General features: G+C 36.4%; 29 protein-coding genes. 21 read left to right on the plus strand and 8 right to left on the minus strand.

Going from position 1 to position 26,920, the window contains the following annotated elements; genetic code table 11:
• Positions 1-19 precede the first annotated feature (19 nt).
• From ACFQ0S_RS05850 to ACFQ0S_RS05940, 19 genes are all read left to right on the plus strand, one after another.
• Positions 20-538, plus strand: coding sequence for a hypothetical protein (locus ACFQ0S_RS05850; protein ID WP_379756475.1), 519 nt, complete (start codon positions 20-22; stop codon positions 536-538).
• 27 nt (positions 539-565) lie between these two features.
• Positions 566-1,270: a hypothetical protein gene (locus ACFQ0S_RS05855; protein ID WP_379756472.1), complete on the plus strand. Its 705-nt coding sequence runs from the start codon at positions 566-568 to the stop codon at positions 1,268-1,270.
• A 19-nt stretch (positions 1,271-1,289) separates the two neighbouring features.
• Positions 1,290-1,694 (plus strand): hypothetical protein, encoded by a 405-nt coding sequence (locus ACFQ0S_RS05860; protein WP_379756469.1) that lies wholly within the window; start codon positions 1,290-1,292, stop codon positions 1,692-1,694.
• A gap of 8 nt (positions 1,695-1,702) precedes the next feature.
• Entirely contained in the window at positions 1,703-2,254 is a 552-nt protein-coding gene (locus ACFQ0S_RS05865) for a hypothetical protein (protein ID WP_379756465.1), read from the plus strand.
• The gene (locus ACFQ0S_RS05870) at positions 2,239-2,562 is read left to right on the plus strand and encodes a hypothetical protein (protein WP_379756462.1); all 324 of its coding nucleotides are present in this window, start codon (positions 2,239-2,241) and stop codon (positions 2,560-2,562) included. The genes ACFQ0S_RS05865 and ACFQ0S_RS05870 overlap by 16 nt, the downstream gene beginning before the upstream one ends.
• The gene (locus ACFQ0S_RS05875) at positions 2,559-3,380 is read left to right on the plus strand and encodes a hypothetical protein (RefSeq protein WP_379756459.1); all 822 of its coding nucleotides are present in this window, start codon (positions 2,559-2,561) and stop codon (positions 3,378-3,380) included. Before ACFQ0S_RS05870 ends, ACFQ0S_RS05875 begins: the two co-directional genes overlap by 4 nt.
• 2 nt (positions 3,381-3,382) lie before the next feature.
• On the plus strand, positions 3,383-3,556 hold the full coding sequence (locus tag ACFQ0S_RS05880; protein ID WP_379756456.1) for a hypothetical protein: 174 nt from the start codon (positions 3,383-3,385) through the stop codon (positions 3,554-3,556).
• A 194-nt stretch (positions 3,557-3,750) separates the two neighbouring features.
• Entirely contained in the window at positions 3,751-4,614 is an 864-nt protein-coding gene (locus ACFQ0S_RS05885; RefSeq protein WP_379819059.1) for a hypothetical protein, read from the plus strand.
• 2 nt (positions 4,615-4,616) lie between these two features.
• Complete coding sequence (locus tag ACFQ0S_RS05890; protein WP_379756450.1) at positions 4,617-5,105, plus strand: glucosaminidase domain-containing protein; 489 nt, start codon at positions 4,617-4,619, stop codon at positions 5,103-5,105.
• Positions 5,106-5,170: 65 nt separating this feature from the next.
• The gene (locus tag ACFQ0S_RS05895) at positions 5,171-5,497 is read left to right on the plus strand and encodes a hypothetical protein (RefSeq protein WP_379756447.1); all 327 of its coding nucleotides are present in this window, start codon (positions 5,171-5,173) and stop codon (positions 5,495-5,497) included.
• Positions 5,498-5,510: 13 nt separating this feature from the next.
• The gene (locus ACFQ0S_RS05900) at positions 5,511-5,780 is read left to right on the plus strand and encodes a hypothetical protein (RefSeq protein ID WP_379756444.1); all 270 of its coding nucleotides are present in this window, start codon (positions 5,511-5,513) and stop codon (positions 5,778-5,780) included.
• Complete coding sequence (locus ACFQ0S_RS05905) at positions 5,761-6,297, plus strand: DUF6549 family protein (RefSeq protein ID WP_379756441.1); 537 nt, start codon at positions 5,761-5,763, stop codon at positions 6,295-6,297. Before ACFQ0S_RS05900 ends, ACFQ0S_RS05905 begins: the two co-directional genes overlap by 20 nt.
• Positions 6,294-6,437, plus strand: coding sequence for a hypothetical protein (locus tag ACFQ0S_RS05910; protein WP_379756438.1), 144 nt, complete (start codon positions 6,294-6,296; stop codon positions 6,435-6,437). Before ACFQ0S_RS05905 ends, ACFQ0S_RS05910 begins: the two co-directional genes overlap by 4 nt.
• 2 nt (positions 6,438-6,439) lie before the next feature.
• A complete protein-coding gene (locus tag ACFQ0S_RS05915; RefSeq protein ID WP_379756435.1) occupies positions 6,440-7,114 on the plus strand; it encodes a transglycosylase SLT domain-containing protein in 675 nt (224 codons plus the stop codon).
• The gene (locus tag ACFQ0S_RS05920; protein ID WP_379756432.1) at positions 7,114-7,872 is read left to right on the plus strand and encodes an Eco57I restriction-modification methylase domain-containing protein; all 759 of its coding nucleotides are present in this window, start codon (positions 7,114-7,116) and stop codon (positions 7,870-7,872) included. The genes ACFQ0S_RS05915 and ACFQ0S_RS05920 overlap by 1 nt, the downstream gene beginning before the upstream one ends.
• A gap of 2 nt (positions 7,873-7,874) precedes the next feature.
• Complete coding sequence (locus tag ACFQ0S_RS05925) at positions 7,875-8,633, plus strand: JAB domain-containing protein (RefSeq protein WP_379756429.1); 759 nt, start codon at positions 7,875-7,877, stop codon at positions 8,631-8,633.
• Between the two features lie 86 nt (positions 8,634-8,719).
• Positions 8,720-9,283 carry a hypothetical protein gene (locus tag ACFQ0S_RS05930; RefSeq protein WP_379756426.1) on the plus strand — a complete coding sequence of 188 codons (564 nt, stop codon included), beginning with the start codon at positions 8,720-8,722 and terminating at the stop codon, positions 9,281-9,283.
• A complete protein-coding gene (locus ACFQ0S_RS05935) occupies positions 9,280-12,951 on the plus strand; it encodes an SNF2-related protein (protein ID WP_379756423.1) in 3,672 nt (1,223 codons plus the stop codon). The genes ACFQ0S_RS05930 and ACFQ0S_RS05935 overlap by 4 nt, the downstream gene beginning before the upstream one ends.
• A gap of 3 nt (positions 12,952-12,954) precedes the next feature.
• Positions 12,955-14,412: an AAA family ATPase gene (locus ACFQ0S_RS05940; protein WP_379756420.1), complete on the plus strand. Its 1,458-nt coding sequence runs from the start codon at positions 12,955-12,957 to the stop codon at positions 14,410-14,412.
• Positions 14,413-14,418: 6 nt separating this feature from the next.
• Here the strand turns inward: ACFQ0S_RS05940 and ACFQ0S_RS05945 are convergent, their stop codons facing one another.
• The gene (locus ACFQ0S_RS05945) at positions 14,419-14,808 is read right to left on the minus strand and encodes a heavy metal-binding domain-containing protein (RefSeq protein ID WP_379756417.1); all 390 of its coding nucleotides are present in this window, start codon (positions 14,806-14,808) and stop codon (positions 14,419-14,421) included.
• Between the two features lie 109 nt (positions 14,809-14,917).
• On the opposite strand from ACFQ0S_RS05945, the gene ACFQ0S_RS05950 reads away from it, so the two are divergent.
• Complete coding sequence (locus tag ACFQ0S_RS05950; RefSeq protein ID WP_379756414.1) at positions 14,918-15,808, plus strand: helix-turn-helix transcriptional regulator; 891 nt, start codon at positions 14,918-14,920, stop codon at positions 15,806-15,808.
• A gap of 327 nt (positions 15,809-16,135) precedes the next feature.
• Positions 16,136-16,297 (plus strand): hypothetical protein, encoded by a 162-nt coding sequence (locus ACFQ0S_RS05955; RefSeq protein WP_379756412.1) that lies wholly within the window; start codon positions 16,136-16,138, stop codon positions 16,295-16,297.
• Positions 16,298-16,302: 5 nt separating this feature from the next.
• Here ACFQ0S_RS05955 and ACFQ0S_RS05960 read toward each other — a convergent pair whose 3' ends face one another.
• The 7 genes from ACFQ0S_RS05960 to ACFQ0S_RS05990 all read right to left on the minus strand — a co-directional run bounded on the left by ACFQ0S_RS05960 (position 16,303) and on the right by ACFQ0S_RS05990 (position 26,908).
• Positions 16,303-17,391, minus strand: a complete 1,089-nt coding sequence (locus ACFQ0S_RS05960) for a DUF4268 domain-containing protein (RefSeq protein WP_379756409.1) — start codon at positions 17,389-17,391, stop codon at positions 16,303-16,305.
• 12 nt (positions 17,392-17,403) lie between these two features.
• Positions 17,404-18,396, minus strand: coding sequence for a DUF3644 domain-containing protein (locus ACFQ0S_RS05965; RefSeq protein ID WP_379756406.1), 993 nt, complete (start codon positions 18,394-18,396; stop codon positions 17,404-17,406).
• A 1-nt stretch (position 18,397) separates the two neighbouring features.
• A complete protein-coding gene (locus tag ACFQ0S_RS05970; RefSeq protein ID WP_379756403.1) occupies positions 18,398-19,609 on the minus strand; it encodes a restriction endonuclease subunit S in 1,212 nt (403 codons plus the stop codon).
• Positions 19,602-21,227, minus strand: a complete 1,626-nt coding sequence (locus ACFQ0S_RS05975; RefSeq protein ID WP_379756400.1) for an HsdM family class I SAM-dependent methyltransferase — start codon at positions 21,225-21,227, stop codon at positions 19,602-19,604. The genes ACFQ0S_RS05970 and ACFQ0S_RS05975 overlap by 8 nt, the downstream gene beginning before the upstream one ends.
• Positions 21,228-21,245: 18 nt before the next feature.
• Positions 21,246-24,314 carry a type I restriction endonuclease subunit R gene (locus tag ACFQ0S_RS05980; protein ID WP_379756397.1) on the minus strand — a complete coding sequence of 1,023 codons (3,069 nt, stop codon included), beginning with the start codon at positions 24,312-24,314 and terminating at the stop codon, positions 21,246-21,248.
• Position 24,315: 1 nt separating this feature from the next.
• A complete protein-coding gene (locus ACFQ0S_RS05985; protein WP_379819060.1) occupies positions 24,316-24,621 on the minus strand; it encodes a helix-turn-helix domain-containing protein in 306 nt (101 codons plus the stop codon).
• Between the two features lie 214 nt (positions 24,622-24,835).
• Positions 24,836-26,908 carry a bifunctional DNA primase/helicase gene (locus ACFQ0S_RS05990; protein ID WP_379756391.1) on the minus strand — a complete coding sequence of 691 codons (2,073 nt, stop codon included), beginning with the start codon at positions 26,906-26,908 and terminating at the stop codon, positions 24,836-24,838.
• Between the last annotated feature and the right edge of the window lie 12 nt (positions 26,909-26,920).

The following is a 26,920-nucleotide window of genomic DNA, read 5'->3' on the forward strand; positions in this document are numbered from 1 at the left end:
AAATCTAAAAATCTATATCATGGCAGTTCAACGCAAAAAAACAACCAAGCTCAGTGGCCAAGCTGTGATGGGTGAAATCAAAACCTTGGCTATGCTTACTGGCGGTGTCGTAATTGGCTCCGTAGGCGGAAAAATGATTGATAAAGTATTGAATGTAGATGCTACGGCAACAGGATTCAATGTAAAAGCTATGGCTCGTCCTATTGTATTATTGGGCGTAGGCGCTGCTGGCAACTTAATGCTTAAAGACCCTAACATGAAAATGTTGGCAACAGGTGTTGGAGCAGCTGGTATGTTATCAGGTGTAAAAGTATTTCTGAAAAAAGATTTACTAGCTGGACTTTCAGACTTTAATATGTCGGGCATTGACGGATTGGGAGAACCTGCCGTTTACCGTGAACCGATGAACTTATCTATTGAACGCTACAACCCAGACTTGCCAGCGCTTTCATCTCCAACTTCATTCAATCCTGAAGATTATGCAAGCAACGTGGAAGGAATTGCTGAGGAAGACCTTTCATACATCGAAATCATTTAATTAATAACAATCTAAAAATTCTAAAAAATGCTAACGCTCGGACAAATCGAAAACAGTGAGTACAATTTACTTGGAGCAATGTCGGAAGACGACTTTTTGCAAGCCATAGACCTTAGTGGTCCTAATGACAGAAAGAAATTGTTTCGCAAAATGCAAACGCAATCAAAAGCAGTGGCAGCAGCCACAGGTTCACGCTCTCGTGCAGAGTTTGAAAAACGTATTTCTATGTTACCAAAAGAAATACAAATTGGATTAGCTAATCAAAGCTTACAAGCTGTTGATACAGCTTACTACGTGGTAAAAACTATTAGTGGCTCTAAAGTCATTAAGATGTTTAAAGATGACGACAACAAAGTGGTGGGCTCTAGCAACATCTCTAGTGGTAAACTTGAAAAAGGAAATTACTTCTTGTTGTATGGCATCCATTTATTGGGTGGTACTGCCGACAAAGAAAACAGTCCTGGAAGTGTAAATTTTGACATCGTTCCTGATTACTTACGTAACGGAGAATTTGAGTTCAAAGCAAACGGTACGGTGCTAGTTCCAAATACTTCATGCGAAGTTTTTCAAACTAGTGGTAAGGATACGTTCAAAGGATTATTCATCCTGGACAATCCAAAAATTATCCGTGACCAACAAAGCATCGAATTGAATATTGAGTGGGCTAACAATGCACCAACCAATACCTATCTGAAAGCAATATTGAGAGGTACTGCTGTAATCAAAGCCTAATTTTTAAAACTTATTTACCATGAAGAACCATAAGTTTCAGCAAATCAGAGTGCGTATTGCTGCACCAGGAGACGCTGTTCGCATCAATGCACAAACCGACAAACAATACAGCCGCATCCGTGGTATTTATGTGTCGTTGCCTAAAGGCAAATTGATTCCTGGAACTGCGCTGGGCTTGAAAGTAAATAACCAAGAGGTCTTTGAAGAATTACACGAAGTAAAGTTACTCACTAGCGGCAACCAGGTGTCTCCGAATAAAAAATTCTTTTTTTTTGAAGAGCACTTGGACGCTGGTGGCAGCACCCTGGAAGGTAAATTGACCGATGGCGCTGAACCAATTATTGATGGTGCTAAAAGAGCAAACTTGCCTTACGGTTATCCGTATGAAGCAAAAATTTATTTATGGCTTTGCAATGACAAATAAGCTAAGCCATGGTAAATACGCGCTACAATATCATTCAATTAAAGGTTGAGAGCCCAAAGCAAATTGTACACTTTCAACATAAGATACCAACGTATTTAAAACGTTGCACTGGTTTTTTAGTGAAGCATGTTAAAGGAATTAATGCCGAACACTGCATGGCTGAAATCGGCTGGATAACAGCATCGTTCAATAGTTTAAAGCATGAAAAACTTGTTGCGCCTGTTAGTGTTCAAGCCATTTATGCACTAGAGGAACCTTTCGGTTATCAATCACTTGATGTGTCACTAAAACCAGGACAATTGTTGGTAGGCGTTTACATAGACACCATGGAGGAAAAAGAATTTTCACCCTATACGGTTAGTCTGTACTTGAGATGTGTTGCTGAAAATTTCAAACCAATTGATCCTAAGATTCAATCGGTATTCAAGCAAGACATTCCTGTTAATCCTTGGCTTCGCTCGGAATTTATTTTTCAAGATGAAACCACAATGGATGATGAAGTAGAACAATCCATCACAACTGAACAAGAAAATCAAGACCAGTTATGTATGACCAATTAGTATTTATTCATCAACAGCTCAAGCAACGTGAAGTTGGAATTGAATTACAACGGTTTACCAATGTTGTAACAAAGCCTGGCGTAAGCTATTATGAAGTACCTGCATACAATGAGTATTTACTACTTACCAATGCCAGTGCACTTCCTATCGGTACACGAATTATTTCAGATACCAATAGTATTGAAATCGCAGTCAGCCAAAAATCGCTGGTTGCCATGGAAGAATTTAGTGGACTAATTGCCATTGAAATTCCGAATGAAGTACAAGAATATCCAATATTAGAATTCATACAAATAGTCAAGGAGTGAGTAAGAAAAAAATATATCATGTTATAGAGGTTAGTCAGAAGATGATTAAAACCTTTCCCAAGCAAGGGCATAACCATGTGGTGTTCAATGCTGTTTTTTATCGCAATGGTAAAAAGCTCAACGGTATTGACCAGGCAGCAGTTGAGAACTTCTCTGCCCTGGTACGCAGCTATGATAAATCTGAAAATCCCGACAAAGTAAAAGTAGAATTCAAAGACCAAGACAGTAACCTGCTCATATGGTCGAAAACTTTTGAGTGGCATGATGTAGATGATGAAATTCAAAAGCCGTTTAATGGATATGCAGGACTTGGCGAAGCGGAAGTGAACGACTTAGTACAACGCAAGTTTTCAGAAATGGAACGCAGCAAAGAGCTAGAGCGAATGAGCTCCGAACTAACTAGACTGCAAGCCCTAAACGAAGAGCTGGAGTTTCAGATGCAGGACATGCAAAATAGTTTGGATGCTAAAAAGCAAGTAGAGTACTATACCAACATTATTGGCATGGCGCTACCTGGACTAGCAAAGTTTTTTACCAATTCACCTATTGGAACAGCCATGAACTTTTTGGCTGGTAATGGTGAAACGGATAAAGGCATTGGAACACCAAAGCCCGACACGCAAGACCAAGGTGATGGACAACGTGATACGATATTGGAAATGATAAGTGCGTTTTGCAATACCATGACCAATCAAGAGCTAGGAACTATGTATTTGCTACTGACTGAAATTGAAAAAGACAGAGGCAATTTGCAGCGCATCCTTCACTTTATTACGCAACCAACAACGAATTCAACAACCCCTAACAATCCGCAATAGACATGGCACATCAAGATGTATTAATTCAAGTAAAGGTCGTTAGTGACCAGGAAGCAAGGCATGTACAAAAAGCTTTGCAATCCATTGCCGACAATTTTAAGGCACAGGAATTAGTGGTTATTTCTAAAAAATTAGAATTGCCACTGGTGAAACTAAAAATAAAAAGCATGTTGTAAAAACTAGAGCTATGCCAGGTACAAAAGAAAAAATAATTCAGGTGGTGCAAAGCAATCAGTCAAAGATTGTGAACGGTATTCTCGTGCTTGGTGGTATTTACATAACCTACCGTTTGGGTAAAAAAATCATTGACGGTATCAATAAAAAAGACACGCAAACAAAAGCCGATGACAGTCCCGAAGTAAGACAAGCAATGGCTTTACGCTCGGCTATGAACCCTTCAGGGATAAGTTGGATGATGAGCTTTGATACAACCAATACCAATAACATTTTAGACACTGCTAAAACTATTACCAAACTAGACAGCGTAGGAACTGCTTATAAAAATTTGTATCAAAATAATCTACTCGATGATTTACAAAGTGAATTATCGACTTCCGATTATCAGAAATTCTTAACCATTATCAGTGGCAATCAAAACAAAGATGTTTCAAATGGCGGAACCGCAGCTGTTCAATATGCCAAAGCCAATCAACTGGTAGTGACAAAGAAAGATGTGTATCTAAGAACCTCGCCTGATGCAACTAATCACGGTCGCATTTACGAGATGTTCTCCAACAAAAATATTATTCGCCTTGCGAAGCCAGGTGAATTCCTGGGCTATGCCACAGGCAGACAGGCATTCGATGAAGTAAACAATGTAAAATTTATTGAAGTAGCCTATGTGATTAATGGAGCAAAAGCACCAGCTAGTCTCAAACCAAAAAACAAACAACGTGTTAGTTATTGGGTATCGAGCTCAATAAACTACGTTGATATATTTCCGTATTACAAAAACATGTTTGATGCATATCCAGCAACGATGAGCCTTGTGGGGTGGATGAAGCCAACGGACTATTTCACCCTTAAAGGCCTTCCTATGCCAAGGCTATTAACCAAAGTGCTTACGCCTGTATTAAACGACCGCATGGTAACTATAAATTATGCCCAACCAAATATGGTGCTCGGGCAACTTATTATGTCCATGGATACAGGAGAAAATCAATTCATGCAATTCAAAACCGTTGACAATACGCTTCGTTGGGTTGATGGTCGTTACATCATTTTACAACAATAACCATGAGTACAAAAACAGAAAACTACGTTATCAATAATTACCCACTGGCTAAAAAAGCAGGTGAACGATTCAAAATGGATCCGTTGGTAATTCTATCACAGGGTGCTTACGAGAGTGCTTGGGGAACGTCTTCGCTTTCTTCCAAACACAATAATTTCTTTGGCATCACAGCCGCAGGAAAGCCTAATGAATTTTGGAAAGGTGGCGTGTACCAAGCACAGAACCAATACAAATTAAAATTCAGAACCTATACCAGTGCGCAGGATAGCTTTTATGATTTTGCTCGGTTGATTGCTAGTAACTACAAGGCAGCACATGCCTCGGCAAATGACTACAAAGCCTATGCTGATAAGATTGCACATAGTCCGTACATATCGGAACAAAACGGTGACGACCGAAATGCTTACATGAAAGGGATTATTTCCATTTATGAAAACATATTGGACATCGCCAAAAAAAAAGTCTTCTTGTCAGAGGAGGATTCAGCTTAGGAGCTGCGGCCTTACTGTTTTTAGCAGGCAGGTACATTTATAAAAACTGGTTAAAATAGTAGAGCATGGAGTTTACACTAACGCAATTGCGAACTGGGGAAACAAAAAACTTCGGCATAAAAGACCTGCTCGAATTTTTAGGAGATAAGATAAATGATGAAATAATAATGGGGAGCGAAGTGTATCGCATAAGCTCCGCTGTTAGTGTGGTGGTGATAAATCCAGTCAACAATACTTGCTGCAAAAATTGTCAGTTAAACTATTGTACTTGTTGGAAACATACCAAAATGAGAAAAGATTGTGTCTGCAAAGATTACCGTTTTACCAAATGCACACGAAACAGATGCCGATACCAAAAACAACTATTAGATGAATATACTAACTGTACTTAAACATAAATAAAAAATGAACACACAAACCCGATTGAAACTAACGCTTATAACAGCTGCATTTTTAGCGCTGGTAACATTACTATCCTTATTAGCAAAGATGGAAACTGTTGCCACAGCAAGTATTGCAGGCATCATGACAATATTAACGGCCTATATATGGTCGCAAACCACTAGACCCTCAAAAGATGAATATACTAGCGTTTCTAAACAACAAAAAAGTTCAAAACATACTGCTGGTCATCGCAATCATATTCGCAATATTGATGCTTTGGACAAGCAATAAAAATTTAAAAAAAGACAATCAACGCCTGGTGTCCAATATGGAAACCCTGGGTGCTGATTTAAAATACATACGGATTCAAAACGGTACGCTTGCTGCGCAAAGTGGTGTGCTAGAGCTTCGTTTAAAGGAGCTGCAAACACTCTTTCCAAAACAAAGTAAAAGCATACAAGACTTGGGGATAAACCCTTCTAGGGTGCAGCAGTTAAGTACTACCGTTATTGAATCTCAAAAACAAATTGTAACAACACTGAGAGATAGTGTGATTCATGATACGGTGCATGTAAGAGTGTTTAGTTATAAAGACCAGTGGTACACAATCAAAGGTCAGGCAATTGGAGATACACAACATGTGCAAATTCAAAACACCGATACGCTGGTTCAGGTTGTTTACAAAGGGCAAAGAGTAAAACCTTGGCTTTGGATTTTTTCGCCACGTAAGCTCGAACAAAGAGTAAGTGTGAGTAATCCGAATGCCAATATCAAATATGCGCAAGTGATACAAATACAAAAACGATGAATAAAATATTAATTGGTGCAGCAGCACTGGCAGTACTTTTAGCCTATTCTAAAAAAGGCAAACAAGATGTGGACGATAGCAATCCAGCCATTACGCCTGTGCAAAAACGTGAACGTACCATCACTTTCTATAAAGCATAAAAATGGCAGCACTATCTGTACCAATACCAATGACACCTCGAGTATTTTACTCCAATATTGCTTTGCCTCAAAACAAAGAAAAGCTGGCGCAGATTGCTAAAAAATATTATAAAGAAATCAAGCAAGCCGAAACATTAACCAATGTTCCTGGTGCGCTTATTTTATCAATCATATTTACGGAGAGTGCAGGAAATCCAAGTGTGGTGAGTTATGTAGGTGCAGCAGGACTAATGCAATTAAAGCCACAAACGGCAAACGATGTAATATACCTGGAGAAAAAAGCAGGCAGATTAACACCTGGAGAAATTGCAGTGATAAAAAAATATTTAGGCAACAGAATCAATGGGCCGCTAAATCAATCTTTCCTATCACATAAAACTAGGGAGAATAATTATACAGGCAATTCAGTAACACAGGCAGATATGCTCAACGCTGAATTCAACATTTTAATGGGCGCTATGTACCTGGGCATTTTAATAGACCAACATCACGAAGTGGGCGGTTTAAGATTAGACAAAGCACTACTTCGCTATGCAAGGGGCTATTTCTTTAAACCAGCGGCAGGCAATGTAGAACAAGTGCTAGACCAGGTAAAAGGAAAAAGTACGGAAGCGTATTCCTATGTGATAAAAATATTAGGTAAAAATGGATTACTAGAAACACAAGCATTGGTGTAATGAATCAGTTTGAACTAAATAAAGAAATAGAACAGCTGATCCAAAAAAAGGATAAAGCAAAACAGGATTATTCTGAAAAGGATAAACAGTTTATTGCTCAATACGAAGGTTCAGGAGGACAGGGCTCAAAAGGAGCTACTGGTGAAGGCGTACTCTATGAATTTTTTACTCCTGATTATATCTGTGAGTTGATGTGGAAACTAGCTTACCGATATGGATTTAAAGGAACAGGAACGGTGCTTGAACCTAGCGTGGGAACAGGCAAATTATTAAAAGACGCTCCCAATAAATCCAAATGTTACGCATTTGAAATTAATTCAACTTCTAGGCGCATTACAGAAATATTGTACCCTGAAGCAAAAATATACGAAGGTTATTTTGAAACGGCATTTCTGCAAGAGCCTCGCTTTACCGCGAGACTTAAGCAGAAACTTACGTGGGCCGAGGGTTATCCTTTCTCGCTTGTGATTGGAAACCCTCCCTATGGTAAGTATAAAAATAAATACAGCAGTTATTTCACTAAGCCAAAGATGCACCAAATAGAATTGTTTTTTATGTACCAAGGCTTACAACTTCTAAAGCCTGGAGGACTAATGGTGTATTTGACAGGAAGTAATTTTCTTAGAAACGGAATTACCTACCAAAGTGAAAAGCTGGAACTAGAAAAAATTGCAGACATACTCGATGCGTATCGACTACCGCCTGTATTTAAGTTTTCAAAAGTACCCACAGACATTATCGTTTTTAAACGCAAATAATTATGAAATACAATCAAGCCCATATACAACCACAAATGGTATTTGATAAATCCACATACCAGGATTTAGAAAGCCAAATTGATGAACTGGATGCAGAATTTAAAGTCCGTGAAATAGAAGTCACTTTTAACAAAGAGGCTTATTTTTTTGGACAAGTTTCCAGCACAGGTGATGTTACTAATTTTATTCGGGAGCGCATCCTAAAAGGCATTGAAGTGCAAGAACACTTTATTGCTTTGTATCTAAACCAAGCCAATAAAATTATTGGGTATTACCACCATTCCACAGGAACGATAAATGCCACAATGGTAGATACTGAAATTGTGGCGGCTGTTGCATTAAAGACATTGGCAAAAGCAGTTATCATTTCGCACAATCATCCTAGTGGAAACTTACAACCTTCGGAAGCAGACCGTGTAATGACTAGACGAATCAAAGAAGCTTTAAAACTTTTTGATATAGCATTACTCGACCATGTAATCGTAACAAGAGAAGGATATTTTTCTTTTGCCGAACGTGGCGAACGCTCGCTTAGTGGTATGGCTGGTGCTGATAGTAAGCTCGAACAAAAACTACGTGAAGAAATTTTACGACAATTAAAGAAAGTGACCAATGCCAATGCGCCTAATCTTTTTGAGATGATGCAATCACCCAAAGGATATGAGCAAGTTGAACAAATGGTTATAAACAAAGTGCTGCACGACCAAATGGTTCCTGCCGCTGTGATTCCCTTATTAGAAACTGAACTTGAAATGGTGTAATGGATATTACGAGCCCTATATATCTCCGTGCCCGAATTGACATGATTCGTGATGTGCTATCAAAGTCTGATGCAAAGGACTTTCATGTGGCACTGCTGCGAAACGGTGTGTTTCCAAAGGACAGAGATGAAAAGGGATTGGTTGAAATATATGCCAAACAAAAAGATTATTCCAGCGAGCCTTTAAGCTTTACCGAGCTGTGCACTTTCAATACTTGGTTTGAACGGCATCCTGAAAAAGTGTGTGGCGAACAAGAAATAACCACTAGCCGTGAATTTCCGCTGACTATAAAAGGCGACAAGACCTGGATAATGAATACTATAGGTCATGCGCTAGGTGATTTTAATTTAATACTGGATTTACCAGGCGACTGGTATATCGACTACCACGACCCTGAATACGAAGATTTTTATGTGCACTATAAATGCGGCACTTATTTAATTCAGCTCTTTACGCATGGCGTGGATTATAATTTTCAAATTCAAAATGGAGACTTCTTACTGGAAAACATTAATTACCGAGAAATCAAAGATGCTAATGCCCATGCTTTACGCTTTATGCAATCGCATCCTGTGGCTGACACAAATGTTTCGGCTTTAGAAATTGAGGCTTTAGCACTCGAATACGAACTACAATTAAAAAGGCTATGAGTTACTTATCAGGCATACACAACATACACGAATTGGGTACATTAAACCCATATACCTCTACTAAAGTGAGAGGCAATGCAACTGTCATTGAGCGCATTTTAAAACAAGCTGGCGAGCTCCAAGGATTGGGCGATACCGAAGGGAAAAAGATTCCATTTTCAGATGTGGTGGCTAAATACAATAAAGGCATCACCGAACCTGAAATCAAAGCCTGGGTGTGGTACAAACGCAGAATGGGCGTTCCCATGAGTGGCTGGCAAACCTATTACCTAAAAGGTACAGGCAAAGTATTGGAGGAACAATTATTTGACCTGGTAAAAGCTGGCGCATTGTTTTACCATGCAGGCGAGCTCATGCCGTTTCCAATTTACACCTACGGTAACATGTACGACCGATTGGTACAATTGGAAAAAGACAAAGATGATATTGAAAAACATTTTGGTCAAGGTATTTGGGATTTGCATAAGCAAGCTATTGACAAAGCAAAGCCTGAACTATTAACGGTAGAGAATCCCGATGAAAAAGAACGTCCGATTATTACGGCTATTTCTGATTTTGCTGTGGATCCAATTTTGTTTTATGTAACCAGTGTTCGAGAAGAATACATGGATTTAGAAAATGCCGAAGAACTTAAAAAAGTAAACGGAAAAGTTGAGCGCAAAAAAGACCGTGAAAAAATAAATATCCGTTTTGATGGTGAAGCGAAATTTACACTGCAACATGTATTTGTAAAATGGCTGTTTACCTTAAACGCTGATACCGACTTTGAAAAAAGCTCGGCTATTGACATTGCAGATTATTACCTAGCCAACAGGCAACTAAGAGACGATAAACTTTCCAAGGAAGAAAAGGCTGAACTCAAAGCCAATGCTCGTATTGAAGGAGAAAAGCTATTCTCTAAATTCTTGCATGAAGTGCTTGCCTTTGACGACCAACATAAACTCAACTATGCCTGGAACAGAATGTACAATGGGCAGTCGGATATAAACTATTCCAAAGTGCCTATTGGCTTTGAATGTTCCGCTCGGTTCAAGTCGGGTATTCTACAAATCACCGACATACAACGAGAAGGTGTGGCATTTATGGAAGCCATGGGTTCGGGCATTAATGCCTTTGATGTGGGTGTGGGTAAAACCATGACCGCCATTGTGAACCTGGCACATAACCTGTATTCAGGAAAATGTAAACGACCAATTGTAGTGGTTCCAAAGCCTACTTACAAAAAGTGGATGAATGAAATCATTGGCTTTACCGATAAAAAAACTGGTGAGTTTGTTTCAGGTGTATTATCACATACAGGCATTACTGTAAACGATTGGTATAACCTGGGAACTGATATTGTAGATAAGATAAACCTTAGTGCTGCTGTGCCTGAACGCTCCATTACTATGGTAACTTACGAAGGCTTTAAACGCCTGGGCTTTGGTGAATCTGTTTCGGATGAGCTGTTTACCGAGCTAGTAAATATATTGGGTCAGAGCAAAGAAAAATCAAGCCGAGATAAAGAAATTGAATACCAAAAATTCAGAGAGATGATTGGTGTGGGATTGAAAAATTCCATTGCCGATATTGATGTGCTTGGGTTTGATTATGCGGTGATAGATGAAGCGCACCGATGTAAAAATGTATTTTCATCTGTAAAGAGTGATGATGACGGTAACAAGAGATACAACATTCAATCGGCAACTTCGGAAACTGGACAAAAAGCATTTTTGATTCTTAGTTTTATTCAGCGCAAGTATGGCAGAAATACGATGCTGCTTACCGCTACACCGTTTTCCAATTCACCACTAGAAATTTATTCGATGCTTTCCCTTGTTGCGTATGATTCGCTTCGAGATAACGGCATTGTAAACCTCGATACCTTTTTTGATTTGTTTGTACTGCCAACCGTAGAATGGGCTGCAAATTACAAAGAGGAAATTGTAGAAAAGGAAGTAATTAAAAGCTTTACCAACCGTAGGATTTTACAGAAGCTTATTTACAACCACATTTTATACAAAACAGGAGAGGAAGCTGGCGTGGTTCGTCCTAAAAAAATCAACCTGCCCCTACTGTATAGTTTTGAAAATGCCAAAGAGCGATTGCCACAGGACAAGCAAGTGCTTACCTATATCAACATGACCCCAAAGCAAAGGGAGAATCAAAATGGTATTGTAGCCATGGCAAAAAGTTCTACCCAGGGCAAGCTCGATATGGGTAATTTATTTCGTGCACTGGCTTATAGTTTAGACAATGCGCTTTCACCATACTTGTTAAATGGAACTCCCGAAGATTATAAGGATTTTGTAGAACAAAGTCCAAAGATTGCCTATGTAATGGACTGTATCAAATCGGTAAAGTCCTGGCATGAAGAGCATGAAGAAACAGCCAGCGGCCAGGTGATTTACATGAACCGTGGCAAAATGTTTTTTCCGCTGATTAAAGAATACCTAGAAAAAGAAGTTGGCTATCAGCGTGGCGTGATGTACGATAAAGTAAAAGTGGATGAAGTAGAAATCATATCCTCTGAAATCAACGACACTAGAAAAGAAACCATAAAAGAAGCATTCCTGGACGGTGTGGTAAAAATCATTATTGGAACTGCAACCATTCGAGAAGGGATTGATTTACAAAAAAGAGGAACGGTTATTTATAACTGTTATCCTGAATGGAACCCAACAGATATTCGCCAGCTCGAAGGTAGGATATGGCGACAAGGAAATCAGTTTCAGTATGTGCGAATTGTAATGCCACTGGTGCAGGATAGTATGGACGTATTTGTATTTCAAAAGCTGGAAGAAAAAACCTCACGTATCAATGATATTTGGTTTAGAGGCGACCGTGGAAACGTGCTCGATTTAGAAAGCATGGATCCCGAAGAAATTAAACTGGCACTCATTACCGATGTTGACCGATTAGTGAAAATGTTTTTTGACCAAGCCAAAGAACAACTTAATCGAGACTATAAGAAAATCACCTTGGCAATTGCTGCCATTAAAGAAGTGCAGCGTGATATTGTGGACTATAAACTCTACCGTGAAAAATCACTGGAAGCGGTACGAACTTTTAATACCTCACTATTGGCATCTACCTTTTTGTCAGAAACACCAAAGGTGAGCGAGGATGGTGAAGTGATTAACAAGCAATCCAAAAAAGCAAAGGAGCTAAAAGAAGAAATTGATTTAGTGCTTAATTCCAGCGAACAACAAGACAAGGATATTATTTCATTGGGACGAAAAATTGAAAGTTCTTATCCGCTACTGGGAATCTATTTTTCAAACCGCTACTATTTCAGCTATTTTAAAGAATACGTGAGTAAGGTGCGAAAAACAGAACGTACTATTTTAAAGCCCAAGGGTTATTCACTCAACAGTGATTTAACTCCTGTAACAGCGCAATATGAAGCGGACAAGCAAAACATAATGGCGCAAGCAGAACTCTATAAAGGTGAACAGGATTCACCCAAATGGGCAGAGCTCAAAGTAGAAATACAAGCGAAAAAATCAGCACTCCAGGTAGAAGGTAGAAGTGCACAAAGCAGAGCTACTGAATTTGACCGCTTGAACTATTTGCTAGAATTCCGTACCAATTTGACCCCCTCGAATCCAACAGAAACTTCCACAATCAGTGAGCTTGAATTAGAAGCCCTGGCATTGGAAATAGAACTTGAACTTATAAATTTTTAAACCATGCTCAATACAAATAACTACTTCCAAAAATCACAAAGCATCGACTGGGAATTATTACCCGAAGCCCTTTCTAAAGGTAATAAACTCGTTGAAGGCGCATCTCAAAACAACTGGGCTGCCTATAACTCTAATGAAAACATCAAACGTGTTGTAGATGCTTATTTTCAGAAATTATCCGATTACCTGGATAAAAATCCAAGTGCACCAACGCAAAAATCAATGCCTGCAAAAGTGGTAAAGGCAGAACCGAAAACTGCATCACCAGCAAAGCCTGCGCCAGCTCCTAAGAAAGCACCTGAGAAAAAAGCAGCAGCAGAAAAAGAGGAATACGATAGTGAAGATGTGGAACACATTGATACCGATGTGCAGTTTATCAAACGCTACGCAACCATGCACGGCAAAGTGAAATCTCAAGCGCAAATTTTAACCTTGATTCATAGTTTACAAAAAGCAATCCTGGAGCGTAGAATTAAAAAAGATTCTCCTTATGCCAAGGAAATCGAGCTGATGCAAAACCAACTAATTGGTTGCTATGAAAAAATGGGCGACATGGCAGAAATTAAAATAGACAGCAAAAACCTGAAACGCTATTTGCAAATTGCGCATAGCCAGGAAGGAATGTTATCTGTTGCTTTACTTAAAGCCTATGTAGCGCTGAATGGAAAGCGTGATGTAAAAGATAAAGCAGAACGCTTATTCAACCGCATCAAAAAAGCCGTAGAACAAGGCAAAATAACTAAGTCGGATAAGTACGCCAATAAGCTCAATGAAGCGTTTGGAACACTTAAAAATTATATTGACGGCAATCCTGCAATGCTTACCATTAATAAAACACAGCTTAATGGGCTCATGGGTATTTTAGGAGAAGACCTATTTCAAAAAAAAAGTTTAAACGGATATGATGACGACAATGGAATGATTGTGAGTTCAGGCGAATTACTTGCCATGGACTTTCAAACCATTGGGCTTAAAGGGAAATACAAAGAACTGATTGGTGATCCAAGTGTGGGATTTACAGCCATGGTTTATGGATTGCCTAAAAGTGGAAAATCAACCATGTGTTTGGACTTTGCCAATTACCTGGCAGCTCACCATGGTAAAGTGTTATTTTGCGCAGTAGAAGAGGGCTTTGGTTACACCCTAAAAGAAAAGATAGAACGCTTAAAAGCGCATCACTCCAATTTATACATAACCGACCGTGTGCCTGAAAATATCTCTGATTTTGATTTTGTATTTATCGACAGTGTTTCTAAAGCTGGTATGGATGTAAACGATATTGACCAAATTAGAAAATTGCATCCCAACACTTCATTCATTTTTATTTACCACACGACCAAGGAAGGAAAATTCAAAGGCGTGAATGAACACGCCCATGAAGTAGATGTTATTGTACAAGTTGACAAAGGGAAAGCCACTTCCACAGGCAGGTTTAATGCTGGTGGAAGTATGGATATTTAATATCGCTTATTTGAATTTTACCGCAGTGCCATACATTTGAAGATAGAAATGTTGAAAGCCATTTGTATCTAAATCTATGTCTTGTCTCATAGAGACAATGGCATCGGCTTGTAATATTGAAGCTCTTGATTTCAACTCTTGCACTGCTATAAAAAAAGCTTTGTCAAAATCATTTTGACCTGCTGAAAATTCACCCCATAAAGCGCCCCAATCGATACGTTCTTTTGATAAAAGTGATTCTTTTTTAAGGTTTTCAATTTCACCTTTATATTTTTTTATTAGTGTTCCTAACTGACTACCAAATAGTCCTTTATTAGAAACTGAAAAGTAAACTGGGCCTAAAATTTCGTAATCATTTTTTAGGTCTCCTGTGGTAACAATAATTTTATTAGACATAACTGTTGGTTTTAAATTGCAGCAAAAGAACTCAATGTTTTTGCCAATTGAGGTCAATCGTTTGGATAGCTTAAATCATTTGACTTTATTTGTCAAAATAATTATCAACATGTTTAATCAGAATAGAATATACAGGCTATTTCAGCTGATAAATTACCTAAAGGCAAGACCAGCGAAAACGGTGCGAAGTATCGAAACATTCCTAGATACTTCGGAAAGAACAGTATATCGTTACCTGGATTTGTTGAAAGACTTAGGCTTCAACATTGAGAAAGATAGTAACAACAAAATATTTATTGCATCTACATCGGATATTGACCTTATCCCATTTACACCACAAGAAGCGGACTACCTTAAAAAACTTATTTTATCTACTGGAAAGAAAAACCAATTGGCACAAAGTGTTTTGCAAAAAGTACAGCAATCCAGCGAAATACAATTGGGAGCCGATAGTTTGTTCAAAGCGCACCTGGCAAAAATTGTAGAGCAAATTTCAGTGGCAATTATAGAAGGAAAACAGCTTTTAATAAAAGGGTACAGTTCGGCTAACAGTCAAAGTGTTTCCGACCGTTTAGTAGAGCCTACATGCTTTACCGATAATTACGATGCCGTTTCTGCCTTTGAAATCAAAACAAGGCTCAATAAGTATTTCAACATTGAACGTATGGCTAGTGTTGAAGTATTAGAAACTCCTATGAAGCATGAAGCCCAGCATGAATTCCACAAGCCTGATATTTTTGGGTTCCAGGGCAAGAACATGAATAAAGAAATTGAATTACAAATGACCATGAGAGCTTACCTGGTATTTAAAGAAGAATATCCAATGAGTGCTGCATTTATTAAGCAAATACCTGATACAGGCAAGTATTATTTCAAAGCAAAGGTGCAGAGCTATAAAGCGCCAGGTCGTTTTGTAATGGGCTTTTTAGAGGAAGTGCAAGTGGTAGGCTCAAAAGAATTTATACGGTACATTCAACGAGTGGTGCAAAAAAATACTTAATTACTTTTTACGTCTGTATTTACCCCTGGTGTGGTAATAATACCTGGAACGATTCTGATTTTTTATTGCATTTTTATTGGTGCTCACAGGCATACGTACATGACCTTTATGAAAATGACCTTTGTAATCAATGGAAGGACTAACATACACTGACTTTTTACCTGTACCTGAATCATTGTTATTGCCACAAGCCGCCAGCAGAATGAACAGGAAGGCTATTACAAGGTAACGCAGCTTCATGAAATACATATTTTCCATACGACATATGCCAAAGCCACTGGCATGCTTAATAAAAACACCAAACTGACCAAACAGCCTCTACTGGTTTTGTTATACACTTTATTATACAAAGCTTTCTTAGGGTCGGTTATCCAGCCCATACCTCTAGGTGCTTTAAAACCTAGGTTGTGGCGAATGATGCGCTTTACCGAAGTACGAGCTGCAATTCGTTTGGTGATTGACGGTATGCGGAATCCGAATTTCATCTAAAGATATTATTTCAAAGTTTTAATTTTTTCTAAAAAAGGCTTGAAACACTGTTCAAATTTTACTGAATACTCTATGAAAAAAAGTATCATTTTATCCCAATCATCTTTATTTTCAATATTAACATTTTCTAATTGGAAACTTATTCTGCTAGCATTTTTGTTGTCAATTCTATCCCAAAACAATTCTACTCCTAGCAATTTTTCAATTTCAGTTTTTTGTAAAAGCAGCTGATCAAAAACTTTCTTATTTTCTTGTTTCGATTTATTTAAATAAATCTCAGTCCTTGCAAATGTTTTTGAAATAACCAAACATAGTTGAATACTAGAGCCAAGGCTTTTAGCAATCCAGGAATCTTTGCTTGGGCTAATTGATTCATATAAGTTATTCGTTTTATTACTTGATGCAATAAAAGTTGTCCAAAACTCTAAATTTTTTGCTGTTCTTGCTTTTACAGTAATTTCCTCTCTGTTTTTATCAGAAATAGAAATCATATAATCGTCAACTTCTTTTTTAGCTGGAATAATTTGCTCAATATCTAAAATGTATTGTCCATTTAAATTAGATAAAGAAACTTCGAAACACTTTATATTCAGCAAATATTTATTTCTTAGCCATAAAACGGTTGAAGTGACTTCTTTTCTGTAACTGCCTGAAACTAAAATAATGCGTTGCTCATTATTTAAGTCAACTTCATCGAATGATTTTTTATTTAAAAAATTAGAAATTAATTCTTCTGCATTTTTTTCTGAACCAAGATATTTCTGAAAAACGTCTTTTACTTGGTCGTTCTTTAAAGTAGAACAGTAAGATGCATATTTTAACGCTTGCCAAGTAACGTCCCTTCCTGTATCATCCAATTTGTTTTCTATTAAAACTAAATTCCCATCTTTGTCAAGTGCAAGGAGGTCTAATCTTTCCTGAGTATTATCAAAGCCGTCAAACTCTTTTTGAATTATTAGAAGCTCTTCATTAAAAATGTTAGGCTCATTTGCTATCCATTCTTGAAGATTTTTTCTTTCTTCAAAATTAGCTTCTTTGAATTTTTGAGAATCAAGTTTTTTAACCCTATTTGTTTTCTGGTCTATTACATACATAGTTTAATATAATTAGATTTTCCCTTGTTTAATATCATAAATCTTATCTAAAATTTGCCAAATATTAGAGCTGTAAAATTCTTTTTTTTGAGAGTTTTTAGCTCCTGGGTCAAGTTTTCGAGTAAAGCAAATTTTATTATTTGCCTTTATTTTTTTCATTTGAGAATTAAACTGTTTATTCCTCTTAAAATTTGAATATCGTGAAGGTGCTTTACTAACTATATCATTGTATAATAATGGGAACCTCTCCCTAATATTAGTTTCAGACATATAAATTGGTACACCATTAGAATCATATTTAATTGGTAATCCTTCTTCAAAATTATTTGACTTCCGAAAATTAATATCAATTGATATGGCAACATCGTATTGGGTATCATTATTATCGGTTTCCTTAACTCTGTTTTTTATAAAATCAATATATTTTTCCACTTCCTCGGTTATTATTGAATCAGCTGAAATTTTGCTGTCAACATAGGCTAATGGCATGAGGTAAAAATTGTATTTTGATAAGTCAATATCTAATTTCCATTCCTTAATTATGTGCATATAATTCTTTATGCAAGCAAATCCTAATTCTTGAAGTTCTTTAGTTATAGGTTCAGAATTATGAAAATGGATAGCGTTATCTCTTAATTCTACAATAGATTCAATGCTTTTTACTAGGTTCTGACTAACCTTTATTTTATTGTTTTTAAGTCTATTTATAACATCAAAAATTCCTATTGTTACTGGATTTCCTGACCTATTTGTTTTAGGCTTTTTTCTTGTAGAAGCTTGACCATTTTTATTTAAAACAGATTCTAGTTCATAAAGTGAAGCCATTTTGTATTTACTAACTTTTAAAAGCTGGGCTTTAAATAAAAGCTCCCACGCGTTCACTGCTAAAATAGCAAAAGTCTCCTCTCTGTATTGAAAATTAGGCTTATTATATAGTTCTATTGCTGAAAGCATAGAACTAATAGATTTTTCAAGTAAACTTTTATATGTTTTATTTACTTTCATATTAACTAACCTTCACCTGACCATTCATTAACATTGGTAATAGCCAATCTCGGAGTTCGGTAAGTTTTTGGTTTTGTATACTATTTGAAACAATTTTTTCTAGATTTGAGTTAAAGAAAGTATTTGCTTTTATTTGAAATTCATTATCAGCTTTTAAAATTTTTAAATCATTTACATCTTTTGCGCTTAAATGAGCAACAGTAGTTCTAGATACATTCTTTTCTCTTGCCTGGACAAAGGGTTCAATTGAATATCTTGCCTGTATCTCAGAAATAGATTCATTATTGGATCTAATTCTTAAACTTCTTTGGTTTAAGTAGCAATTATCTCTATTCCAATAGTTAATATGAAAATTTCCGTCCATTCCTACAATAATATCACCTTTATTAATTCTGTACTTATCATCTACCTCTTCTGTAGAATAATTAGAAATACTGCAGTTAAGAATATCTCTTATTCTAATAACAGGAACGCCAATTCCATCATCATTAAAAAGTTCCGTACTAAATGGAAAACCATATTGCAAGTCCATTTCTTCAGTTAATTTTTTCACTTCCCAACCCTCAGGAATCTCCCTTTTCAACTCCTCATTCCAAACCATTTTACCACCACTGGTTTTGTAAGGCTTTCCGTTTTTATTTGGAAAATCAAACTGCACAAACCAATAATCGTAAAGCGTTTTTGCCATGGCTTCTAACTCGGCATTGATGCGGTTGTTGAGTTCTATTTTCGAATCTAATATGTCAAGAGTTTTAGCAATTTCAATTTGATTTTGTTTTTTCGGAACAGGAATTTCCATATCCAAAAACATAAAATGGTTTAAATCAGGAATCGTTGTTACTCCAGCTCTCCGAAGCATGTCCCTATATTTCTCTTTGGTGTTTAAGCAATGATATAAATATCGCCCATGTATTAATTCTTTATTAAAATTTACTTTAAAGAAGTTATTGTGAAAACAACCTTTAACACCCGTAACAATTTGACCAGTACTCCCTGTTCGAACGATTAAGATATCTTCTTCATTGCAAATAGATGATGAAGGAGGGTTCTCAACATAAAATTTATTAGTATGACTGGCTTTCAAAAATTGAACAGTAATATAAAAATAGCGATTAGGTGCATTCTCTGTGAACCTTGATTCAATAGGAATTTGTAGGCCTTGATTTACATCACAAAGCTCTTTGAGTTTTACATAGGAATAAGAATTATTCATACTTTAACCCCTCCAGTTGTTTCTGTATTTCTTTTTCCAAGGTTTTTGATTCTGCAAAAAGGCTATCTAAATTCGATTTAAAGCTATTCATCTTCGCCTCAAATTCAGATTTTGTAATATCAGTGTACTCAATCTTTACTTCAAAATATTGGCCCGCACTAAAGCTGTAATTTTTTTCTTTTATCTGATCGTAAGAAAGCACCACCGTAAAATCTTCAATGGCTTCGTGGTTATTAAATGTGTTGATGATTTTTTGTTCTTCATCTTGGGAAAGCAATGTTTTTTGATTTTTACCTTCTTTTACGGTTGTGCCTAATTTAGACGCATCCATCAAAACGATGTTGCCTTTTTTATTGGCATTGTCTATAAATAAAATACTAACATTAGTACCCGTAGTAGCAAATATATTACTTGGCATGCTTATCACACCGCGCAACATTTTTTGTTCTACTAAGCGTTCCCTTATTTTGCGTTCAATACCACTTTGTGCTGTTATAAATCCTGTTGGCACAACAATAGCAGCCTTTCCTTTTGCAGAAAGTGTATGCATGATATGCTGAATAAACAAAGGATAGATTGCCATTCCTTCTTTTTTAGCTTTGGGCACGTTGGGCATCCCAGCAAAAAAACGGTCGTGATTTTCTTTAGTATCTAAATCCGCAACATAATCACTAAAGTCTAATTTAAAAGGTGGGTTAGATACAATAAAATCAAATTGTTTAAGCTTTCCATTGGCATCTTTGTGGTAAGGCTCTAAGATAGTGTTGCCTTTTACAATGTTTGGTATGGAATGCACCAAATCATTCAAGATTAAATTCAAGCGCAAAAGGTTAGATGACTTTTGAGAAATATCCTGCGAATAAATAGTACACTTGTCTTCGCCAATAGCATGCGCCAGGTTCATTAACAAAGTACCTGAGCCTGCCGAAGGGTCGTAACAGGTAACGTCTTTTTCTACCTGAGTTACCAAGCAGGAAGCCATAATTTTTGCAACGGCATGAGGTGTAAAATATTCAGCATATTTACCGCCACTATTGGTATTGTAATCACTAATTAAATACTCAAATATGGTTGCATAAAAATCAAATTTTTCGTGAAATATGTTTTCAAAACTAAAGCCAATGAGCTTATTAATAATGGCTTTGCAAAAATCATCACGTTTATCCGTAACGTATTTACTAATATTTTCAAATAGCACAATTTTTTCACCACCTTCTGTAACTACCGAGAATATGTCACTGTTTTCTTTGGCAATTTCCAACAAGGTAGTATCAAAAATCTCTGCAAAATTAGCTTCGTTTTGTCGTTCAAATAAACTAGATATAAATTGCTTTGGCTTCAGGTGAGCCGTGCTTTCGCTCAATTGCATCATCAACATTTCGTAATCGTTGGGAGAGTATTTCTTTAACTCAACTTCCCAATTTTCGGCTTTAGCTAATTTTGGTTCTAGGCGTTTTATTTCGTGTACAAATTTATCGTTCAGAAATTTGTATAAAAACACCTGGGTGATAATTTTAAATTCGTTACCATCATTTCCTAAACCGTAATTGGCACATACACTTTTTAAATCGTCAATCAGTGCTTTGGTTTGTCTTTCAAATGTTGCAGTTGTAGTCATTTATTTTTTTAATTTTCATTAGGCAACTCTGCCATAAAATTCATTCATGTATTCTTTTACCATTAATCCATTAATCACTTTTGCTTGTTCAGCATCCAATGGTAAGTTGTGTTTGTTTTTTAATTGTTCAATAACCATTTTCACCATCATACGTTCTACATAACTTTCATTCTCCATCATTTTAGAGTTTTGTAAAATCTGAGCATCAACCTCTTTTTTCAAACTTTGTAACGCTTCAAACAATTTACTTTCACTATCGGTTAATGGGTCTTTCTCCATTAATCGTTTATGAAGGCGTGCATATTTTGCATCGTTATCGTATTTGGCTTTAAGCAGTTGATTTTTTCTTTCTAATTCTTTAGAGGCATTGTATATATCTTGAAGCTCTTTAATATTGCGTTCCATTTCTTCCTTGGTCACTTCGTTTAAGTTTTTCTTTTTAAACAAGCGTTCCAATTCTTCTTTAAGTGAAACAAACATTGGGTCTTTCGGGTCAAAATTACCACCTAAAGATTCACGAGTTTTTTGCAAAATATCTTTCAGTTGATCGGCCAATACCATTTCTTCTTCTTTCACTTTTACAAAAGCAAAAAGCACATCTTCCAAAGCAATATTTAAAAGATTGCTGGTGTCAACATTGTTTTCTAAAGCTTCTTTGGTATTGATAAGCGTTAAACGGTTATTTGCTTCACGCGATAATTGAGTGAGTTTATGAAAGTCTAGTTTATCCAACATTTCATAATTGCCTGATAAACGAATGATGTTATACAAATCACGAGAGTTATTTAGCACCTTCACAATTTCCAACATTTGCTTACGGTCGCTAATTTGTGTTATTTGTTGCGAAAAGACTTCAGCATTTTTTGTATCATACTTAAACAATACATCTTTTATTTGCTTAATCTCAGCAGTAATTTCATCGGCACTTTTAAAGATGTTGGAGTAATGCTGCATTTCATCGCCAAGCTCTGACTGTAGTTCATCAAAATAAGCACGGTTAGTTTTGTCAAATTCTTTTTGAATATCAGCAAAGTCAACAACGTAACCGTATCTGAAATTTTTGTATGTTCTGTTTACTCGTGTTAAAGTCTGTAAAAGGTTATGGGCTTTAATTACACGCCCAATGTATAGTTTCTTTAATCTAGGTGCATCAAAACCAGTTAAAAGCATATTGTAAACGAATAAAAAATCGATTTTACCTTCTTTAAAATCTTCTACTTTTTCTTTACGTTCATCTTTGTTTCCGATGTCATGTAAAATAAGCGCTGCGGATTTTACTTTGCTTTCGATTTTCTTCTTATCACCGTAACTAGTTGAAGGTTCAGCAGCCATTAATAAACTATCCTCTTGACTTGTTGCATACTTGGATTCAAATATCTCAAACATCATTTTGGCTTGGTCTGATGAATCGCAAACTACCATGCCGCCAATAGAATTATCATTCATGGCAATTCGTGCATTTTCAAAATCATGCACTATGTATTCAAGCATTGGTTCTACAAATTTTGCATGAGAATAGACAATCTTTTTTTCAGCATCACCTTTCAATAGTTTTATATCTTCTAACGCTTGCTGTAAACTTAACTTGTATTTTGTCTCAATTTCTTCTCTTATTAAACGCAATGTATAACCATCGGCAATAGAAGAATTATAGTAGTATTTGTGAATGTAGCCTCCAAATAAAGATTTTGAATTAAAATCAGTTCCCAGCAGTGGAGTTCCTGTCAATCCAATTTTTATCGCATTCGCATCAGATTCGTGTAGGTTAGCTAAAAAGCTACCTTTAGGATTATAGCTTCTATGTACCTCATCTAAGAAATAAATACGTTGGATATTCAAATTGTAATCATTGTTTTTGATTACATCTGTGTCATCCTCAAATTTTTGAATATTTACAACAGTGATTTCAGCTTTACCTGAATTATTGTGTATTACACTGGTGGATTTTATATCTCGAGAAAATTCTTCCCTTGAATTTATATTATGGACAACTAGACCTCTGCTTTTAAATTCTCTACCAGCTTGAATTAATAAATCAATTCGGTCAACAATAAAATAAAACTTAGGCACAACTCCCTTTGAGTGGAAATAATCTGTGAGGTACTTTACACTGTAATATGCTAAAGCAGTTTTCCCACTTCCTTGAGTATGCCAAATAATTCCTTTTTTAATTCCTTCTTCTAATTTCTTTTCAATGGCTTTAGTGGCAAACATTTGCGGATAACGCATGATGTGTTTCTGAAGCCCATTTTTTTCTTTAACGTAAGCTAATCCGTATTGCAATAAAAAAGATAAGCGGTCACGTTGAAATAGTGAGGTACAAATTCTATTTGTGGGTGTATCGGGGTTTTTATTAGTAATAAATTCAGCCGAATGTTTTATACCTACCAAATTGGTATCTTTCAAAATAGCAGTTTCAATATCATCAGGCACATTTGAAAGTAATTTAACCAGGTCAAATTTTTCTTCTTCCCTAAAATAATTAAATCCTGGCTTTTGATAAGAAGCCGTTGAATAAAATGCACCTTCAATTGGTAAAGGTGAGTTATTGTCATACTCCATGTTGTTGGAGAATACCATTAACTGAGTAAGGTTTACAAACTTTCTAAATTTCTTATTTTCAAATCGTGTTTGTATGCGTTTGTGTTCTGCTAAAACACCGTCTTGGTTATTAGGTTTCTTTACTTCGATAAAAGCCAATGGCATTCCATTGATTAAAAGAATGATGTCGGGGCGAAACTCATCGTCATCTTTTTTATAGGTAAGCTCTGTAACAACATTGAATGTATTGTTGTTGAAATTTTCAAAATCAATAATTCTTGTTCCTGATATTGCAATTAACTTTTCATAGAATACTTTTCCTAAATCTTCATTTTCTAAACTAAGTGAAACTTCATCGTATAAGCGCTTCACATCTCCGTCTGTAAAATCAGGATTTAAACGTTTGATGCTTTTATTAAAAATTTCCGTAAAAATATTTGTTGTTTCATCCCATGTTTGTCCTCTCAACGACAGGTACTCAAAACCCAACCGCACCAGGTGCAGTATAGTTGGTATTTTTACTCTACTATTTTCGTTAAAAGCCATCTTATTTATTTTTCTTAGTCAAATACATTTGTAAAGCCTCATTAATAAATGGCTCATCGCCATACTCATTTTCAATTTTCTGATTCAACAGTAGTATTTGCATTTCTTTATAATCCAAATCAAATAGTTCTGATAATCCATTAAGCATGTGTGATTGAAGTTGTCTTTCTCCATTTTCAATCTTACTAAGCAGCGAAATATCAATCCCTAATTTATCTGCAACAATTTTTAATGAATACTTTTTTTCTTTACGCAAACCATGAATATACGTTCCAAATTCAATCGGCTTTTCCATTACTTTTATCATTATAATATTCCATTTTAGACAAACGTGTCAAAAGTAGGGAAATATTATGGTTACTCATTAACTATAAATAAAAATATTCTGTCATTTGAGGTCAAACAAAGAAATATCAAGTAATACCATGGTAAATAATAAAGTCCCACGGAAAACCGCAGGACTTTTACCAGAAAACGGGGGGACGAAACTGGCAATTTCGTGGAGAACCACAGAAATATTGTTAGAAAGGAAGCTGTACTAGGGTAAATTCACCGTGAGTTCCAGCGCCTTTTTCAATGATGTTAAGGTCTTTCATGTATTTAATGTAGTTTTTGGCCATGCGTTCTTTTACATACAGCAAATCCATGATGGCTTTTATCAAATCCTGGTAGCTGTAAGATTGTTTGGAGCTAAAAATATCACGTGCAGTACTTGCCAGGTCTTCCATTTTTCGAGCTTCGCTATCGGCTTTACTTTTTTCGCCTAAAAAAACATGTCGGTTTAATTCTTTGTTCCAGCCAAATTGTATTAATGGTACATCAAGTGGACTACCGTCTCTTACTTTTAATGCTTTTACAACACTGGTATTGGTGTTGTCTTCCTTTTCAATAGAAAGTATGCCAGCAGCTTTACGTTGTATCTCGGAACCCAAATGACCTCTTAGTTTCATTCCGCTGGGACTAAGGTGCAATACACTTACAATACAGGTTTTGTAAATACCTGCAAGTCTAAAAAGTTCTTCTACCAATTCCACCGATTGTGTTTCATCGTTTACGCCAGCAATTAAATCGGCAATACCGTCAATCACTACCATGTGTATGCCGCTGTATTCATAATAAAACCGATCCATGCTTTGAAAAATAACTTGCATCCGTTCTTTACGTGACATACCAACTAGGCAATAGGCTTTAAACCAGTTAGGCGGAAAATCTAAATTGGCTCGTTTCAAAATAAACGTAAGGTTTTTAAAGAGCTGGTCTTCGGATTGCTCGGTATCATATACCAGCACGGCATTGCCTGTTCTGTTGTTTTTTATTTCTGTTCCTAAGGTATCAATCACATCACCGTCTTTGCGAATTACGCCCGATATTAAACCGCCCAAGTAGTTTGTTTTTCCGCTGCCTTCACTACCTGTAATGCAAAGCAAGTTTCCTGGTGAACCAACTGTAACATCGTTAATGGTAATAAGTGGCTCGGGCTTTATGGGTGGATTATTAAAATCAATTTCGCAGGATTTTAATATCGCCATGGTTTCCTCATAAATTTTATCAAGCATGTTGCAGAACAATTTCATTAATTGTTCTTTGGTATAACCGAGTTTAAAAAAATCTGAAATATCCTTTTCTGTTTTGGTTCCTTTAAGCGGAAGCAATAGGCATTTCACATCACAATCTTTGAGTGTCTTGCTGTGTTTTTCAGAGGCTTCTTTGCCAGTTTTATCACAGTCATATAGGAGGGTAACATGCTTAAAACGAAAGCTCAATCTGCGAATGATATTTTTAGGAATGGTAGCTGTTTCACTGTTAAAGCATATCGCATTAAAGCCACGTGCAGCAAGGCTCATAACATCTTTTTCGCCACCAGTAATAAATAAAATATCGCCACGTGTAGGCAGTTGTTCCAATCCAAAAACATAACCGTCCACCATTTCACCAGCATACAAAAAACGGTAATTCGATTTTGGTCGGTACAGTTTTATAAATCGTTTTCCAGGATAAGCAAAAATGGGTTCCGCTTCAGTTGACAATAGTCTATAAGCTTTGCCTTCTTTGTTGGTTCCTTCAAAACTATTAATACTCACTACACCGTATAGCTGCAACACATTTTTATCAATGCCATAACTTTGCCAAAACTGCAATTCAGCATCCGTCATGGGTTGAGTAATAGGGGGAATAAAAGTAGTAGCCACATGCTCTGCTGGAATAGCTGGTTCTAGCTCGCTGGCATATTTAATTTTATTACCCAGGTCTTTTTTTAATTCCCGAATTCGGTCGTTTCGGTCTTGTAAATCCAGGTGTAATTCACGGTCAATGATTTCAAGGATGTCGATAAAATCTTCACGGTTGCTGCAATCTTTATTGAATATTTTTCCAACGAAGAAAAAACAATCACCTACAAAGTCGGCATTTCCAAAATCTTTAATCTTATATGTTTTTGTGCCGTTATCAAAATACACATGGCACGATGCCTTAGTGTCATTGTAAAACGGATTCAGGAAAGGCTTTCCAACTTTCCATTTGCCTCTGATAAAATATTTAAAAATATCTAAGCCTGCTGTTGTTTCTTTAAGTATGTTTTCTTTCGTTAATGACATGTTGAGAGATTG

Source organism: Flavobacterium myungsuense (genome assembly GCF_042677265.1).
GTDB classification, from domain to species: domain Bacteria; phylum Bacteroidota; class Bacteroidia; order Flavobacteriales; family Flavobacteriaceae; genus Flavobacterium; species Flavobacterium myungsuense.